The sequence below is a fragment of the Mycolicibacterium pyrenivorans genome (assembly GCF_025821625.1).
GTDB lineage: Bacteria > Actinomycetota > Actinomycetes > Mycobacteriales > Mycobacteriaceae > Mycobacterium > Mycobacterium pyrenivorans.
Genome location: NZ_JACKSH010000151.1, coordinates 60,006 through 76,838 on the forward strand (window position 1 = coordinate 60,006; position 16,833 = coordinate 76,838).

The window sequence follows — 16,833 nt, forward strand, 5'->3', positions numbered from 1 at the left end:
CGGGAATCTCACCCCGGCGTGACGCGGGCGCCCCGGCCGGAGAACACGACGACGTCGCCGGGGCGAAGCTGTCTGCCCCGCCGGGTTTCGACGTCATCGTTGACGCTGACCAGCCCGTCGGCGATCACGGACTTGGCATCGGCGCCGGAGTCGATGAGGCCGGCCAGCTTCAGGAACTGCCCGAGCCGGATCGAGGCATCCCGGATCGGGACGTCTGAGGTCTCGGCGCTTAGGTGTGGCATGCAGGTCAGGCTAACCGGCACCGCCTAGCATCGGCGGGTGTGGCCGCGCGATGGGTCCTGCACCTGGACATGGATGCGTTCTTCGCATCCGTGGAGCAGCTGACCCGGCCGACCCTGCGGGGCCGGCCGGTGCTCGTCGGTGGATTGGGCGGACGCGGCGTGGTGGCGGGTGCCAGCTACGAGTCGCGGGTCTTCGGGGCCAGGTCGGCGATGCCGATGCATCAGGCGCGTCGCCTTGTCGGCGCGGGCGCGGTCGTACTGCCCCCGCGCGGCGTCGTGTACGGGCTGGCCAGCCGCCGCGTCTTCGAGACGGTGCGCACGATGGTGCCGGTCCTCGAACAGCTGTCCTTTGACGAGGCGTTCGGCGAGCCCGCCGAACTCGTCGGCGCCTCGTCAGCCGAGGTGGCCTCGTTCTGCGAGAGGCTCCGGGCGGAGGTGGCCGCCGTGACCGGATTGGTCGCCTCGGTGGGTGCGGGATCGGGCAAGCAGACCGCCAAGATCGCCTCCGGTCTGGCCAAACCCAACGGCATCACAGTCGTTTCCCGCGACGAGGAACACGTGTTGCTCGACAGGCTGCCGGTCCGCAAGCTGTGGGGAATCGGGCCTGTCGCCGAGGAGAAGCTGCACCGGCTCGGCATCGACACCATCGGTGGCTTCGCCTCCCTGTCGGATGCCGAGGTCGCCAACATCCTCGGGCCGACAGTGGGTCCCGCGCTGCACCGGCTGGCGCGAGGCATCGACGACCGTCCGGTCGCCGAGAACGCGCCGGCGAAACAGATCAGCGCCGAGTCGACGTTCCCCGAGGACCTGACGACGCTCGACCAGCTCCGTGACGCCGCCGGTCCGATCGGCGAGCACGCCCATCGGCGCCTGCTCAAGGACGGCCGCGGGGCCAGGACCGTCACCGTCAAGTTGAAGAAGTCCGACATGAGCACGCTCACCAGGTCGGCGACCCTGCCGTATGCGACGACGGATTTGGCAACCTTGACCGCGACGGCGCGCAGACTTCTCCTCGACCCCGTCGAGATCGGACCGATTCGGCTTGTCGGCGTTGGCTTTTCCGGTCTCTCCGAGGATCAGCAGGAGTCGCTTTTCCCGGCTCTGGAGTTGATGGCGACCGAGGAGGTGGCACGCACCGGTGCACCGCAGACACCCGCCGATGCTTCACCGGCGAAACCGGCATGGCGCGTCGGCGACGACGTGGTGCACGCCGAGCACGGACACGGGTGGATCCAGGGTGCCGGCCACGGCGTCATGACCGTGCGATTCGAGACGCGCAGCACCGGCCCCGGGCATGCGCGCACCTTTCCCGACACCGACCCTGCGGTCACCCACGCCAATCCGGTGGACAGTCTGGACTGGCCGGATTTCGTCGATGAGCTGGCGCGGTTGAAGAGCGCGCCGTGATCAGCCCCAGCGTTCGAAGACGTCCCTCGCCGGTGACCCGGCGGCCAGTGCGGCCATCAGCAGCACCCGCGCCTGCGGTGGCCGCAGCTGCCGCACCACGAACGCACCGGCGTCGGCGAGGGCACGCCCCGGCCCGTACCCGGGGCTGACGGGTCCGCCGGGAACCCGCGTCGACACTGCGACCGCGACGCCGTCAGCGCAGTGCCTGCGTACGCCCTCGATGAGCGCCGCGCCGGCGTTACCAGAGCCCAGCGCCTCCAGGACGATGCCGCGGGCGCCTGCGGCCACGCACGCGTCGAGTGCGACGGAGTCGGCGCCCGGGTAGGCGGGCACGATGTCCACCCGCGGTGCCTCGGCGGCGACGAGGTCGCCGAGGAACGGGCGGTCCTTGACCGGACCCAGCGTGCGGCCCGCGAAACCCTGCAGGTCGGCGGTGGCCACCTTGTGCAGACCAAGCGGTTCGAACACCGTGCCCGCGAAACACACGACGACTCCGATGCCGCGGGTGTCCGGGTCGGCGGCGACGCCGAGCGCGTCGCGCAGGTTCGACGGCCCGTCGGCGTCGGGCGCGTCGGCGCTGCGCTGGGCGCCGGTCAGCACCACCGGCGGCACACCGTCATAGGTGAGCTCGAGCCACAGCGCGGTCTCCTCCATCGTGTCGGTTCCGTGCGTGACGACGACGCCGTCGGCGCCGTGGTCGACGGCCGCCGTCCGGACGGCGGCGGCGATCCGGTCCCAGTCCGGAGGGGTCAACTGTGAACTGTCCACCGACATCGCGTCGACGACCTCGACGTCGAGCCCCTCGGTGAGGTCGGCTGCGGACCGGGTCGGACGCTTCACGCCGTGGTGGTCGACGCTCGTCGAGATCGTCCCACCGGTGGCTATGACGACGAGGCGACCCATGGGTGGAATTGTTCACCACCGCCGCTTTGCGATGATGGGTGCGTGACTGATGAATCATCGAGCCCGGTCGAGCCGACGACCGGCGACAGCGCCGCGGGTCCGGCGGCGGGCGGGCCGCCGCCGCGCCAGCTGCGCCTGCTGCTGACCATCGCGGGGGTGGTGCTCGTCCTGGACATCGTCACCAAGGTGCTCGCCGTGCGGCTGCTGACGCCCGGTCAGCCGGTATCGATCATCGGTGACACCGTGACCTGGACGTTGGTGCGCAACTCGGGTGCGGCGTTCTCGATGGCCACCGGATACACGTGGGTGCTCACGCTGGTCGCCACGGGTGTGGTCTTCGGCATCATCTGGATGGGTCGTCGGCTGGTGTCTCCGTGGTGGGCACTCGGTCTCGGGATGATCCTCGGTGGCGCGATGGGCAACCTCGTCGACCGGTTCTTCCGGTCTCCGGGCCCGCTGCGGGGCCACGTCGTGGACTTCCTGTCCATCGGGTGGTGGCCGGTGTTCAACGTCGCCGATCCGTCGGTGGTGGGCGGAGCGATCCTGCTGGTGGGCTTGTCGCTGTTCGGATTCGACTTCGACACCGTCGGGAGGCGTCAGCCGGACGACGGCGAAGGTCCGGTCGGGAGGCGTCAGCCGGACGACGGCGAAGGTCCGGTCGGGAGGCGNCAGCCGGACGACCGGTCGGGAGGCGTCAGCCGGACGACGGCGAAGGTCCGGTCGGGAGGCGCCAGCCGGACGACGAGTCCGGCACCTGATGACCACCCGTTCGATGCCGGTTCCCGAGGGGCTGGCGGGGATGCGGATCGATGCCGGTCTGGCCCGGCTGCTCGGGCTGTCACGCACGGCGGCGGCGGCGCTGGCCGAGGAGGGCGGCGTCGAACTCGACGGTGCCCGCGCGGGCAAGTCCGACAAGCTGGTCGCCGGGGCGTGGCTGGAGGTGCGGCTGCCGGAAGCGCCTGCGCCGGTGGAGAACACGCCGGTCGACATCGAGGGTATGGCGATCCTGTACTCCGACGACGACATCGTCGCGGTCGACAAACCCCCCGGGGTCGCTGCGCACGCGACCGTGGGCTGGCACGGTCCGACGGTGCTGGGTGGCCTGGCGGCCGCAGGCTTCCGGATCAGCACGTCGGGAATCCACGAGCGCCAGGGGATCGTTCACCGGCTTGATGTGGGCACCTCCGGCGTCATGGTGGTGGCACTGTCCGAGCGGGCCTACACCGTGCTCAAGCGGGCGTTCAAGCAGCGCACTGTCGAGAAGCGCTACCACGCGCTCGTTCAGGGCCACCCGGACCCGTCCAGCGGAACCATCGACGCCCCCATCGGCCGCCACCGCGGCCACGACTGGAAGTTCGCAGTCGTCGAAGGCGGCAGGAACAGCGTGACCCATTACGACACGTTGGAGGCCCACCAGGCCGCGAGCCTGCTCGACATCGAGCTCGAGACCGGCCGCACGCACCAGATCAGGGTGCACTTCGCCGCGCTGCACCATCCGTGCTGTGGCGACCTGACCTACGGGGCCGATCCCACGTTGGCGCGACGTCTCGGCCTGGAACGCCAGTGGCTGCACGCCAGGTCGCTGGCGTTCACGCACCCCGCCGACGGGCGGCGCGTCGAGATCACCAGCCCGTACCCGGCCGACCTGCAGGACGCGCTGGATGTCCTGCGCAATCACGACCTGTGAGATCGGGGCTGCTGTTCGGGGTCGGCGCCTACGGCATGTGGGGGTTGTTCCCGGCGTTCTTCCCGCTGTTGAAGCCCGCGGGCGCAGTCGAAGTGCTCGCGCACCGCATCATCTGGAGCTTCGTCCTGATGGTCGTCGTGGTCGTCGCGGTCCGTCGGCTCGGCGACCTCAAGGCGATCACCGGCCGCACCTGGCTGCTGCTGACGGCGGCCGCGGCGCTGATCTCCGTCAACTGGGTGATCTACGTCTATGCGGTGAATAACGGCCATGTCGTCGACGCGGCGCTCGGGTACTTCATCAACCCGCTGGTGTCGATCGCGCTCGGGTTGCTGATATTCAGGGAGACGTTGAACCGGTGGCAGCTCGGCGCCCTGGTGATCGCGGTGGTGGCGGTCGTGGTCCTGACGGTGAACGTGGGAGCGCCGCCGGTGATCGGGCTCGGCCTCGCGCTGTCCTTCGGCCTCTACGGCGCGGTGAAGAAGTTGGTGCCCACCGATCCGCGGGTCAGCGTGGGGATCGAAGCGGCGATCGCTACGCCGTTCGCGCTGGCCTATGTGGTCGTGTTGCAGGTCACCGGCCACGCGACGTTCACCGGTCACGGAGCCGGGCACGTCGCGTTGATGGTCCTGTCGGGGGTGCTCACCGCGCTGCCGCTGTTGCTGTTCGCCGCCGCGGCGCAGCGGTTGGCGATGGTCTCGCTCGGCCTGCTGTTCTACATGACGCCGGCGATGCAGCTGACGTGGGGTGTGCTGGTCGGCCACGAGGCGATGCCGCCGGCGCGGTGGCTGGGCTTCGCGTTGATCTGGGTGGCGCTCGCGGTGTTCACCGTCGACGCGGTGCGCCGCGCGCGTGTCGATCGGCGCACCGCCGTGCCTGCGCCGATGTGAGGATTTGCGCCGTTACTGATTGACCAGCTGTTAGCTATGCCATAACGTTTGCTCGTGGAGACCGAGCCGCTGACCCCGCCCGAAGGCCGGGGACGCGGTCGCCCGGTGGGTGCCGACGCCGAGACCACCCGGCGGAACATCCTCGATGCGGCCCGCGAGGTCATCGTCGAACGCGGTTACGGCGCGGCGACATTCCAGAAGATCGCGCTGCGCGCGGGCGTGAGCCGGCCCACCCTGCACTACTACTTCTCCACCCGTGAGCAGCTTTACGAGATCCTGCTCAGGGATGCCTACTCGCGGGTGGCCGAGTGTGCGGTCGCGGCGCAGCGTGAACACGGCCTGCGCGACCAGTTGGCCGTGTTCGTCCTGGCCATGCAGCAGCTGAACATCTCCGACACGGCGACGGTGAGGTTCCTGGTGACCGCCAGGCTGGAGCACCACCGGGGCGGGCGGCGCAGCGACGCGGCGGACGCCGTCGTAGCCACGGTGCACGGCTTCTATCACTCGATCGTGGTGCAGGCCATCGCACACGGGGAGCTGGCGCCGGACGTCGATGCCCTTGCGGTGGCCGACATGCTGGCGGCGGTGTTCTGGGGCATGGGTTTCCACGCCGGTTTCGTCGACGCCGGCGAGGCCGCCGCGGTTGCCAGGCAATTACTCCGCGTGATCGAGGTCGGGTTGCTGAACGAGCGGGTCGGCGCGTCGGTCGAAGCCTGATCCGAACATCGCGAGACACGCACCGCGACACGCCGACCGCCGTCGGTGCCCGGTCATAGACTGGCGTCCCTATGAGCGGTTCAGACTTGCGGTCCTCAGGGTCTTTTGTTCACCTGCACAACCACACCGAGTATTCGATGCTGGACGGTGCCGCGAAGATCAGCCCGATGCTGGCCGAGGCCCAGCGGCTGGGGATGCCGGCAGTCGGTATGACCGATCACGGAAACATGTTCGGCGCCAGCGAGTTCTACAACAAGGCGACCGAGGCGGGCATCAAGCCGATCATCGGTGTGGAGGCCTACATCGCTCCCGCCTCGCGCTTCGAGACCAAGCGCATCCTGTGGGGGGACCCGAGCCAGAAGAGCGACGACGTCTCCGGCAGCGGGTCCTACACCCACATGACGATGGTCGCCGAGAACGCCACCGGGTTGAGGAACCTGTTCAAGCTGTCGTCGCTGGCGTCGTTCGAGGGGCAACTGGGCAAGTGGTCCCGAATGGACGCCGAGATCATCGCCGAGCACGCCGCAGGCATCATCGCCACCACCGGCTGCCCGTCGGGTGAGGTGCAGACACGACTTCGCCTCGGTCACGAGCGGGAGGCGCTGGAGGCGGCGGCCAAGTGGCGGGAGATCTTCGGTCCGGAGAACTTCTTCCTCGAGTTGATGGACCACGGCCTCGACATCGAGCGCCGGGTGCGCGAGGGGCTGATCGAGATCGGCCGCAAGCTCAGCATCCCGCCGCTGGCGACCAACGACTGCCACTACGTCACGCGCGACGCCTCCCAGAACCACGAGGCGCTGCTGTGCATTCAGACGGGCAAGACGCTGTCGGACCCGACGCGCTTCAAGTTCGACGGCGACGGCTACTTCCTCAAGAGTGCCGCGGAGATGCGCGCGTTGTGGGACGGCCAGGTGCCCGGCGCCTGCGATTCGACGCTGCTCATCGCCGAGCGGGTCCAGTCCTACGCCGATCTGTGGAAGCCGGTCGATCGGATGCCGGTCTTCCCGGTGCCCGAGGGGCACACCCAGGAGAGCTGGCTGCGGCGCGAGGTCGCGGCCGGGTTGGAGCGCCGATTCTCCACCGGCGTGCCTCAGGAGTACACCGACCGCGCCGATTTCGAGATCAAGGTCATCTGCGAGAAGGGCTATCCGTCCTACTTCCTGATCGTCGCGGACCTGATCAACTACGCGCGCTCGGTGGACATCCGGGTCGGCCCGGGCCGTGGGTCGGCCGCCGGCTCGCTGGTGGCCTACGCGATGGGCATCACCAACATCGACCCCATCACCTACGGGCTGCTGTTCGAGCGGTTCCTCAACCCCGAGCGCGTATCGATGCCCGACATCGACATCGACTTCGACGACCGTCGCCGCGGCGAGATGCTGCGCTACGCCGCCAACAGATGGGGCAGCGACCGGGTGGCCCAGGTCATCACGTTCGGCACCATCAAAACCAAAGCGGCGCTTAAGGATTCGGCTCGGGTACACTACGGCCAACCCGGCTTCGCCATCGCCGACCGGATCACCAAGGCGCTGCCGCCGCCCATCATGGCCAAGGACATCCCACTGTCGGGGATCACCGACCCGGCCCATGACCGGTACAGGGAGGCCGCCGAGGTCCGCGGCCTGATCGACACCGATCCCGACGTCCGCACCATCTACGAGACGGCGCGCGGCCTCGAGGGCCTGGTCCGCAACGCGGGCGTGCACGCCTGCGCGGTGATCATGAGCTCCGAGCCGCTCATCGACTCGATCCCGCTGTGGCGTCGCCCGCAGGACGGCGCGGTCATCACCGGATGGGACTACCCGTCGTGCGAGGCCATCGGCCTGCTGAAGATGGACTTCCTCGGTCTGCGGAACCTGACGATCATCGGGGACTGCATCGAGAACATCAAGGCCAACCGGGGCATCGACCTCGACCTGGAGACGGTCCCGCTGGACGACCCGGCCGCCTACGAATTGCTCGGCCGCGGAGACACCCTGGGCGTTTTCCAGCTCGACGGCGGGCCGATGCGCGACCTGCTGCGCCGTATGCAGCCCACCGGTTTCGAGGACGTCGTCGCCGTCATCGCGCTGTACCGTCCCGGACCGATGGGCATGAACGCCCACAACGACTACGCCGACCGCAAGAACAACCGCCAGAACATCAAGCCGATCCACCCGGAACTCGAGGAGCCGCTGCGCGAGATCCTGGCCGAGACTTACGGCCTGATCGTCTACCAAGAGCAGATCATGCGCATCGCACAGAAGGTGGCCGGTTTCTCACTGGCCCGAGCCGACATTCTGCGCAAGGCGATGGGCAAGAAGAAGCGCGACGTGCTGGAGAAGGAGTTCGAGGGCTTCTCCGAGGGGATGAAAGCCAACGGCTTCTCCGCCGCGGCCGTAAAGGCCCTGTGGGACACGGTGCTGCCGTTCGCCGACTACGCGTTCAACAAGTCCCACGCCGCGGGCTACGGCCTGGTGTCGTACTGGACGGCCTATCTCAAGGCCAATTACCCCGCCGAGTACATGGCGGGGCTGCTCACGTCTGTCGGTGACGACAAGGACAAGGCCGCGGTTTACCTGGCCGACTGTCGCCGTCTCGGGATCACGGTGCTGCCGCCCGACGTCAACGAGTCGGCGCAGAACTTCGCCTCGGTGGGCACCGACATCAGATTCGGGCTCGGCGCGGTCCGCAACGTCGGCGCGAACGTCGTTGCGTCGCTGATCAACACGCGCACCGCGAAGGGCAAGTTCACCGATTTCTCGGACTACCTCAACAAGATCGACATCGGGCCGTGCAACAAGAAGGTCACCGAGTCGCTGATCAAGGCGGGGGCGTTCGACTCACTGGGGCACCCCCGCAAAGGGCTGTTCCTGGTGCACACCGACGCGGTCGATTCGGTGCTCGGCACCAAGAAGGCCGAGGCGATGGGTCAGTTCGACCTGTTCGGCGGCGCCGACTCCGCCACCGATGCGGTGTTCACCATCAAGGTGCCCGACGAGGAGTGGGAGGACAAGCACAAGCTCGCCCTCGAGCGCGAGATGCTGGGGCTGTACGTGTCCGGGCATCCGCTCAACGGCATCGCGCATCTGCTGGCCGCGCAGGTCGACACGCAGATCCCGGCGATCCTCGACGGCGACGTCGCCAACGAGACCCAGGTCCGGATCGGCGGGATCCTCGCGTCGGTGAACCGCCGGGTCAACAAGAACGGGCTGCCGTGGGCGTCGGCGCAGGTGGAGGACCTCACCGGTGGTATCGAGGTGCTGTTCTTCCCGCAGACCTACTCGATGTTCGGGGCCGAGATCGCCGACGACGTCGTCGTGCTGGTCGGTGCCAGGGTCGCAATCCGTGACGACCGGATCTCGTTGATCGCCAACGAGCTTGTGGTTCCTGACTTTTCGAGCGCGCAGACGAACCGGCCGGTCGCGGTGAGCCTGCCGACGCGGCAGTGCACGGTCGACAAGGTCAGCGCGCTCAAGCAGGTGCTGGCGCGGCACCCGGGCACCGCTCAGGTGCATCTGCGGCTGATCAGCGGGGAGCGCATCACCACGCTGGAGTTGGATCAGTCGCTCCGGGTGACCCCGTCCTCGGCGTTGATGGGTGATCTGAAGGAGTTGTTGGGTCCCGGCTGCCTGGGCGGATGAACACCCGGCCGGCCGCGGGGTTGAGCGCGTGGCGATTCGTCACCACGTTCGGTGTCATCAGCCTGCTCGCCGACATCGTCTACGAGGGCGCCCGCTCCATCACCGGCCCGCTGCTCGCCTCGCTGGGCGCCACCGCCGTCGTGGTGGGAGTCGTCACCGGTGTCGGTGAGGCCGCGGCCCTGCTGCTGCGGGTCGTGTCGGGGCCGCTGACCGACCGCACGGGCCGATTCTGGACGTGGGCCATCGCCGGCTACTTCCTGACGGTGATCACTGTGCCGTTGCTCGGCGTGGTTGGCGTGCTGTGGGCGGCGGCGGCGCTTGTCATCGCCGAACGGGTCGGCAAGGCGGTGCGCAGCCCGGCCAAGGACACGCTGCTGTCGCACGCGACCGCGGTCACCGGCCGCGGGCGCGGTTTCGCCGTCCACGAGGCCATGGATCAGATCGGGGCGTTCGCCGGGCCGCTGGCGGTGGCGGCGATGCTGGTCGTGTTCGGCGGTGACTACGGGCCGACGCTGGGTCTGCTCGCCATCCCGGGGATGGGTGTCCTCGTGCTTCTGGGGTGGCTGCGGGCCCGTGTCCCGGAGCCTGCCCGCTACGAGACCGCCTCCGCTCCAGAAGTAAAACCTGTTGTTGCACAAAGCTTTCTGCGTTCGCTGCCGAGATCCTTCTGGACGTATTCGAGTTTCTCGGCCGCCACCATGGTCGGGTTCACGACGTTCGGGGTGCTGTCCTTCCACCAGGTCAGTGAGGGAATCGTGGCGGTCGCGGTGGTACCGGTGATCTACGCCGCCGCGATGGCGGCCGATGCCGTCGCGGCGCTCGTCACCGGGTGGGCGTATGACCGGATCGGCGCGGTGGTTCTCGGCGCGCTTCCGGTGCTGGCAGCCCTGGTGCCGGTGCTGGCCTTCACCGACCGCATCGCGCTGGTCGTCGCCGGGGCGGTGGTGTGGGGGGCGGCGGTCGGCATCCAGGAATCGACCCTGCGCGCGGTGGTCGCCGACCTCGTCGAGCCGGCCCGCAGGGCAACGGCGTACGGCGTGTACGCCGCGGTCATCGGTGTCGCGGCCGCTGTGGGAGGAGCGCTCACCGGGCTCCTGTACTCGTATTCGGTGATGTCGTTGATCGCGGTGGTGATCGGTGTGCAGGTCGCCGCAATGGCCACTCTGCCGTTGGTGCGTCGGCAGACCAGGTGAGCGGGTCGAGTCAGCGGGTGCGGCCGGTGAGGCCCGCGACCAGCCAGACGGTGGTCGCGGCTGCGGCGCCGCCGAGGACGGCGGGGGCCGCAGTGGTGGTCACGACCGCGACGATCGCGAACACCACCAAGCCGATCAGGAGGGCAACCGCCTTGTAGGTGGGCCAGGGAACACCGGCGATCGACACCGTCGCGGCCGGCCGGGCTACGGCGTCGCGGAAGTGTTCGGCGGTGGTCATGGGTTCACGATAACTCGTAGGAAAGTTTTCGGACAGCCGAAACACGGATTGAGGGCGATCGATTTCGCTAGTCTGGCTAGATGCCTCTTACTGGAGATTATGAACCCAGCACGTCGGATTGGGCCCGGGAAAACGCCGAAGAGTACATGGAGTCTGGTGGCACCAGAGGCACAGAACTCAAGGGCAGGCCGGTCATCCTGCTGACGACGATCGGCGCGAAGACCGGCAAGATCCGCAAGACGCCGCTGATGCGGGTCGAACATGACGGTGATTACGCCGTCGTGGCATCGCTGGGTGGAGCCCCGAAGAACCCGGTCTGGTACTACAACATCAAGGCCAACCCGCGCGTCGAGCTGCAGGACGGCCCGGACAGCGGCGACTACGAGGCCCGCGAGGTATTCGGCGAGGAGAAAGCCCTCTGGTGGGAGCGCGCCGTGGCGGCCTGGCCCGACTATGACGACTACCAGAACAAGACGGATCGCCAGATTCCGGTGTTCGTGCTGACGCCGGTCCGCTGAATACGTTTTTGATGCGGTGGCCTGCGGTGGCACCATTGTGCGGTGTCCGCTGAGCTGAGTCATAGCATCCGTATCGATCCCGCGGCGCCGTTGCGCGCCGCGGACATCGACGACGCTGCTCGGCGAATCTCGGGTGTGGTGTCGAAGACACCCCTGCAGTTGAGCGAGCGGTTGTCGGCCATCACCGGCGCGCAGGTCTACCTCAAGCGCGAGGACCTGCAGGCGGTCCGGTCCTACAAGCTGCGTGGTGCCTACAACCTGCTGATGCAACTGAGCCCCGACGAGAAGGCCGCCGGGGTGGTGTGTTCCTCGGCCGGCAACCACGCCCAGGGTTTCGCGCTGGCGTGCCGGTCGATGGGTATCCACGGGCGTGTCTATGTGCCCGCCAAGACGCCGAAGCAGAAACGCAACCGGATCCGGTACCACGGCGGCGACTTCATCGAGTTGATCGTCGGCGGCAAGACCTACGACATGGCGGCGCAGGCCGCCCTCGACGACGTTGCACGTACCGGTGCCACGTTGGTGCCTCCGTACGACGATGTCCGCACGATGGCCGGGCAGGGCACGATCGCGGTGGAGATCCTCGATCAACTCGGTGCCGAACCGGATCTGGTGATCGTTCCGGTCGGCGGGGGTGGGTGCATCAGCGGCATGACCACCTACCTGGCTGAGCGCACCACCTCGACATCGGTGCTCGGTGTGGAACCCGCCGGTGCGGCGGCACTGGTGGCCGCGCTGGCCCACGGAGCACCCGTGACCCTCGATGACGTCGACCAGTTCGTCGACGGCGCCGCCGTCGCGCGGGTGGGAACGCTGCCGTTCGCGGCGCTGTCAGCTGCGGGGGACATGGTGTCGATCACCACGGTCGACGAGGGCGCGGTCTGCACCGCGATGCTCGACCTGTACCAGAACGAGGGGATCATCGCCGAGCCGGCGGGCGCGCTGTCTGTCGCTGCGTTGCTGGACGCCGACGTCGAACCCGGGTCGACCGTGGTCTGCCTGATCTCGGGCGGCAACAACGACGTCTCCCGCTACGGCGAGGTCCTGGAACGCTCGCTGGTGCACCTGGGGCTCAAGCACTACTTCCTCGTGGACTTCCCGCAGGAGCCCGGTGCCCTGCGCCGCTTCCTCGACGAGGTGCTCGGCCCCAACGACGACATCACGCTGTTCGAGTACGTCAAGCGCAACAACCGTGAGACGGGCGAGGCGCTCGTCGGCATCGAGATGGGGTCGGCGTCGGACCTGGAGGGGCTGATGGCGCGGATGCAGACCTCTGAATGCCACGTCGAGTTGCTCGAGCCGGGGTCGCCCACCTACCGCTACCTGACCTGATTCCGCCGAAGTGAACTTGTTGGCGAGCTTCTGCGGAATGTTCGATCGTGAGCTCAGTTTCGCCGCAGAATCGCGACGGAGTGCCCGCCCAGCCGGGTGGCGACGCCGTCCACAGCCGGCTCGCCCCAGGCCAGCACGACGTCCCCGCTGACGGGGACGGCGACGGGTCGGTCGCCGAGGTTGCACACGATCGACAGCGAACCGCGGTGCATCGCCAACCACCGTTGATCCTCGTCGAAGTCGATCCGCAGGTGATCCAGCCACGGGTCGCGAAGGTCCGGTTCGGCGTGGCGCAGGGCGATCAGGTCTCGGTAGAAGGCGAGCATCCGGCCGTGGTCGTCGTCGCCGATCTCGTCCCAGTTCAGCTTCGAGCGCTCGAACGTCGCAGGGTCCTGCGGGTCGGGGATCTCGTCGGCGTCCCACCCGTGGTCGGCGAACTCCTTCTTGCGACCTTCTGCGGTCGCACGGGCCAGTTCGGGTTCGGGATGGGAGCTGAAGAACTGGAACGGCGACGACGACGCCCATTCCTCTCCCATGAAAAGCATTGTGGTGTAGGGGGATCCGAGAGCGAGTGCCGCCTTGATCGCGAGCTGGCCCGCGGTCAGGTTCTGGGAGGGCCGGTCGCCGATCGCCCGGTTTCCCACCTGATCGTGGGTCAGTGTGTAGGCCAGCAGTCGGGTCGCGGGGATGGTCGCGGTGTCCAGTGGCCGGCCGTGCCGACGCCGGCGGAACGACGAGTAGGTGCCCGCATGGAAATACCCTTGCCGCAACGTCTCCGCCAGCGTCTCGAGCGTCCCGAAATCTCCGTAATAGCCCTGCCGTTCCCCGGAGACCGCGGCGTGGATGGCGTGGTGGATGTCGTCGTCCCACTGTGCGGTCATGCCGAGGCCGCCGCGGTCCCGCGGCGTGATCAGCCGAGGGTCGTTCATGTCGCTCTCGGCGATCAGCGACAGCGGGCGTCCGACTTCGGCTGCCAGGGTGTCGGTTTCGGCCGAGAGTTCTTCGAGGATGTGGATGGCCGTGGTATCCACCAGGGCGTGGACGGCGTCCAACCGCAGCCCGTCGGCGTGGAAGTCACGCATCCAGCGCAGCGCGCAATCCAGGATGTAGCGACGCACCTGGTCGGCTCCTGCGTCGGCGATGTTGACCGACTCACCCCACGGGTTGCTGCCGGTGGACAGGTAGGGCCCGAACTTGGGCAGGTAGTTCCCGGACGGGCCGAGGTGGTTGAACACCGCATCGATCAGCACGCCGAGGCCACGGGAATGGCATGCGTCGACGAGGCGGACGAGTGCGTCGGGACCGCCGTACGGTTCGTGTACCGCGTACCAGAGCACTCCGTCGTAGCCCCAGCCGTGCGTGCCGCCGAAGGCGTTGACGGGCATCAACTCGACGAAGTCGACTCCGAGGTCGACCAGGTGATCGAGTCGCGCGATCGCGGAGTCGAATGTGCCGGCGGCGGTGAACGTCCCGACGTGCAGCTCGTAGATCACGGCGCCCTCGATGGAGCGACCCCGCCAGTCGCCGTCGGTCCAGGCGCCGGGGTCCGGACGCCACAACTGCGAGCGCTCGTGCACACCCTCGGGCTGGCGCGCGGAGCGCGGATCGGGCAGCACCTTGGGGTCGTCATCGAGGACGAACCCGTAGCGGGCCTCCGGTGCCACGTCCAGGACGGCGCGCCACCACGCGCCGTCGGTGCGGGTCATCGGGTGCAGGGTGCCGTCGACGTCGAGCCGGACGCGTTCGGGTCGCGGCGCCCACACCGCGAACTCGTGCTCAGGCATCCGTGCGCTCCAGCAGTGCGACGGGCAGCTCGCCGAACAGCTCGTCTGCCCGGACACGGTTGGCGTGGCCGGCGCCGGTCAGAATGTCGGTCCAGGAACCCTCGGGAAGCGTGACGGTGGTGTCGCCCCACCCGCTGTCGGCCAACCGGACCGACCACCGGCTGACGGCGACCAGCACGTCTCGGCCGCGCAGGAAGGCCACGATGTGTTCTGACGCGTCGCCCTCGGCCAGCACCGGACGGTAGCCGCCGGCCACGAAGGTGTCGGGACGCCGCCGTCGCAGCTGCAGTGCCGCGCGTACCACCCGCATCTTGGGGTGTGAACCTGCGGCGAGCACCTCGCGGCGGGCCGCGTAGTCGACGGGGCGCCGGTTGTCCGGATCGACCAGGCTGTCCTCCCACAGTTCGGTGCCCTGGTAGACATCCGGGATTCCGGGCGCGGTCAGCGCGATGAGCTTCTGGCCAAGGGCGTCGGCGTGGGCGTGTTCGGCGAGCCTGGCGACGGTCGCGGTCAGCTCAGCGGCGACGGGACCGTCGAGCACCGCGTCCAGCCATGTGTGCACCGCCGCCTCGAAGTCCGCTGCAGGATCGTTCCAGGTGGTGTGCAGCCCGGCCTCCCTGATGGCCTTCTCGGTATAGCCGTGCAGCCGCTCGCGCAGTTCGGTGCTCACTGTGCCCTCGGTCGGCCATACGCCGAAGATGTTCTGCCACAGGAAGAGTCCGGTCAACAGATCAGGGGAGGGGGTGATGCGTTCCCAACCCTTGACGAGTTCGGCCCACAGTGACGGCACCTGCGACAGCACCCCGATGCGGGCCCGGACATCCTCCCCGCGCTTGGTGTCGTGCGTGGTCAACGTCGTCATCGCATGCGGCCACAGCGCCGCCCGGTCTGCGGCGCGTCGATGGAACTCCGCGGCGCTGACTCCGAAATGCTCCGGCTCGCCGCCGACTTCGTTGAGCGACACCAGCCGGGCGTCCCGGTAGAACAGGCAGTCCTCCATCGACTTGGCGGTGGCCGCACCGCACAGTTGCTGGAGCCGCACACCCACCTCGGGGTGCGTATTCAGGGCCGTCGTCAGCAGCGCGAGCGGATCGGCCAGTTCGGGCTGCGCGGCAGTGGTCTCGGCGATGGCCACGGGCAGCACCGAGGACAGCGTGAGGTAGTCCGACCGATAGACCCCGATATGGCTGAGCAGGGCGGCCACCGCGTCGGGCAGCAGTTCGTGATCGCGACCGGTCGCGGTCACGGCGGCGCGACACAACCGGCGCAGCTCACTGGCCAGCGTCTGGGTGACGGCCTGCACCTTGAGGCCGCGCGCGATCGCGGGACTCGCCGAGTAATCGACACCCGCCGACTCGATGAGCCCGGTGAGCGATTCCGCTCCGGTGGGGTCGACGAAGATCCCGCCGGTCTCGCGCAGCGCGTCGTACCCGGTGGTGCCCGCCACGGGCAGGGTGGGATCCAGCGGCTCGTCGAACGCGAGGATCTTTTCGATGACGATCCACGCGTCGGGTCCGGCGAGTTCTCGCAGCCAGGCCAGATAGCCTGCGGGATCGGACAATCCGTCCGGATGGTCGATGCGGATCCCGTCGACCAGGTTCTCGCTGAACCATCGGCGGACCTCGGCGTGAGAGGCCTCGAACACGGCGCGGACTTCCTGGCGCAGGCCCGCCAGCGACGTGATCGAGAAGAACCGCCGGTAACCGCACGTGCCGTTGCGCCAGCCGACCAGCCGGTAGTGCTGCCGGTCGTGCACCTCTGCGCCGGTTCCCGCGCCGGTCCCCGGACGGATCGGGTACTGCAGGTCACCGAGCCGAAGTACGTCACCGTCGACTCCGCCGTCGACGATGAGGTCGGCCACGTCGTCATCGGATCCCAGGACGGGCAACAGGATTCGCCCGTCGGCATCCACGTCCCAGTCGATGTCGAAATACGAGGAGTACGACGAATCCCGGCCGTGGGTCAGCACATCCCACCACCACGGGTTCTGCCGGGGGACGTCCACGCCGACGTGGTTGGGCACGATGTCAACGATCAAGCCGAGTCCCGCGGCCTGAGCCGCCTTCGCGAGCCGCTCGAAACCCTCTGGCCCACCGATTTCGGCGGACACGGTGGTGGGATCGGTGACGTCGTAGCCGTGGCTGGAACCCTCGCCCGCGGTGAGGATCGGGGACAGGTAGAGGTGGGAGACGCCGAGGTCGGCGAAGTAGTCGATCAGGTTCTCGGCGTCGGCGAACGTGAAGGCTTCGCCGCTGGCGGGACCGCGCATCTGCAGCCGGTAGGTGGACAGCACGTTCATGGG

General features: G+C 68.4%; 13 protein-coding genes and 1 pseudogene. 9 read left to right on the top strand and 5 right to left on the bottom strand.

Annotation, left to right across the window (positions count from 1 at the left end; all coding sequences use genetic code 11):
- Window positions 1-8: 8 nt before the first annotated feature.
- A complete protein-coding gene (locus tag H7I57_RS18380; RefSeq protein ID WP_264025154.1) occupies window positions 9-242 on the bottom strand; it encodes an RNA-binding S4 domain-containing protein in 234 nt (77 codons plus the stop codon).
- Window positions 243-281: 39 nt separating this feature from the next.
- Between H7I57_RS18380 and H7I57_RS18385 the strand changes: the two genes are divergently transcribed.
- Entirely contained in the window at window positions 282-1,649 is a 1,368-nt protein-coding gene (locus tag H7I57_RS18385) for a DNA polymerase IV (protein ID WP_264025155.1), read from the top strand.
- Here the strand turns inward: H7I57_RS18385 and H7I57_RS18390 are convergent, their stop codons facing one another.
- Window positions 1,650-2,552 (bottom strand): asparaginase, encoded by a 903-nt coding sequence (locus H7I57_RS18390; RefSeq protein ID WP_264025156.1) that lies wholly within the window; start codon window positions 2,550-2,552, stop codon window positions 1,650-1,652.
- Window positions 2,553-2,594: 42 nt separating this feature from the next.
- Here H7I57_RS18390 and lspA point away from each other — a divergent pair.
- The 6 genes and pseudogenes from lspA (at window position 2,595) to H7I57_RS18420 (ending at window position 10,659) form a co-directional block, all read left to right on the top strand.
- A pseudogene (gene lspA, locus H7I57_RS18395) lies at window positions 2,595-3,310 on the top strand (signal peptidase II).
- On the top strand, window positions 3,310-4,239 hold the full coding sequence (locus H7I57_RS18400) for an RluA family pseudouridine synthase (protein WP_264025157.1): 930 nt from the start codon (window positions 3,310-3,312) through the stop codon (window positions 4,237-4,239). Before lspA ends, H7I57_RS18400 begins: the two are co-directional and overlap by 1 nt.
- Complete coding sequence (gene rarD, locus H7I57_RS18405) at window positions 4,236-5,126, top strand: EamA family transporter RarD (RefSeq protein ID WP_264025158.1); 891 nt, start codon at window positions 4,236-4,238, stop codon at window positions 5,124-5,126. Before H7I57_RS18400 ends, rarD begins: the two co-directional genes overlap by 4 nt.
- 54 nt (window positions 5,127-5,180) lie before the next feature.
- Window positions 5,181-5,843 (top strand): TetR/AcrR family transcriptional regulator, encoded by a 663-nt coding sequence (locus H7I57_RS18410; RefSeq protein ID WP_264025159.1) that lies wholly within the window; start codon window positions 5,181-5,183, stop codon window positions 5,841-5,843.
- A 71-nt stretch (window positions 5,844-5,914) separates the two neighbouring features.
- Window positions 5,915-9,466 carry a DNA polymerase III subunit alpha gene (gene dnaE, locus H7I57_RS18415; RefSeq protein ID WP_264025160.1) on the top strand — a complete coding sequence of 1,184 codons (3,552 nt, stop codon included), beginning with the start codon at window positions 5,915-5,917 and terminating at the stop codon, window positions 9,464-9,466.
- Window positions 9,463-10,659, top strand: a complete 1,197-nt coding sequence (locus tag H7I57_RS18420) for an MFS transporter (protein ID WP_264025161.1) — start codon at window positions 9,463-9,465, stop codon at window positions 10,657-10,659. Before dnaE ends, H7I57_RS18420 begins: the two co-directional genes overlap by 4 nt.
- A 10-nt stretch (window positions 10,660-10,669) precedes the next feature.
- Here the strand turns inward: H7I57_RS18420 and H7I57_RS18425 are convergent, their stop codons facing one another.
- Window positions 10,670-10,897, bottom strand: coding sequence for a hypothetical protein (locus tag H7I57_RS18425; RefSeq protein ID WP_264025162.1), 228 nt, complete (start codon window positions 10,895-10,897; stop codon window positions 10,670-10,672).
- A gap of 80 nt (window positions 10,898-10,977) precedes the next feature.
- Here H7I57_RS18425 and H7I57_RS18430 point away from each other — a divergent pair, with 80 nt between their 5' ends.
- Window positions 10,978-11,415: a nitroreductase family deazaflavin-dependent oxidoreductase gene (locus H7I57_RS18430; RefSeq protein WP_264025163.1), complete on the top strand. Its 438-nt coding sequence runs from the start codon at window positions 10,978-10,980 to the stop codon at window positions 11,413-11,415.
- 42 nt (window positions 11,416-11,457) lie between these two features.
- A complete protein-coding gene (ilvA, locus tag H7I57_RS18435) occupies window positions 11,458-12,747 on the top strand; it encodes a threonine ammonia-lyase IlvA (RefSeq protein ID WP_264025165.1) in 1,290 nt (429 codons plus the stop codon).
- A 53-nt stretch (window positions 12,748-12,800) separates the two neighbouring features.
- Here ilvA and treZ read toward each other — a convergent pair whose 3' ends face one another.
- Window positions 12,801-14,531 (bottom strand): malto-oligosyltrehalose trehalohydrolase, encoded by a 1,731-nt coding sequence (treZ, locus tag H7I57_RS18440; protein ID WP_264025167.1) that lies wholly within the window; start codon window positions 14,529-14,531, stop codon window positions 12,801-12,803.
- Entirely contained in the window at window positions 14,524-16,830 is a 2,307-nt protein-coding gene (gene treY / locus H7I57_RS18445; protein ID WP_264025168.1) for a malto-oligosyltrehalose synthase, read from the bottom strand. Before treY ends, treZ begins: the two co-directional genes overlap by 8 nt.
- Between the last annotated feature and the right edge of the window lie 3 nt (window positions 16,831-16,833).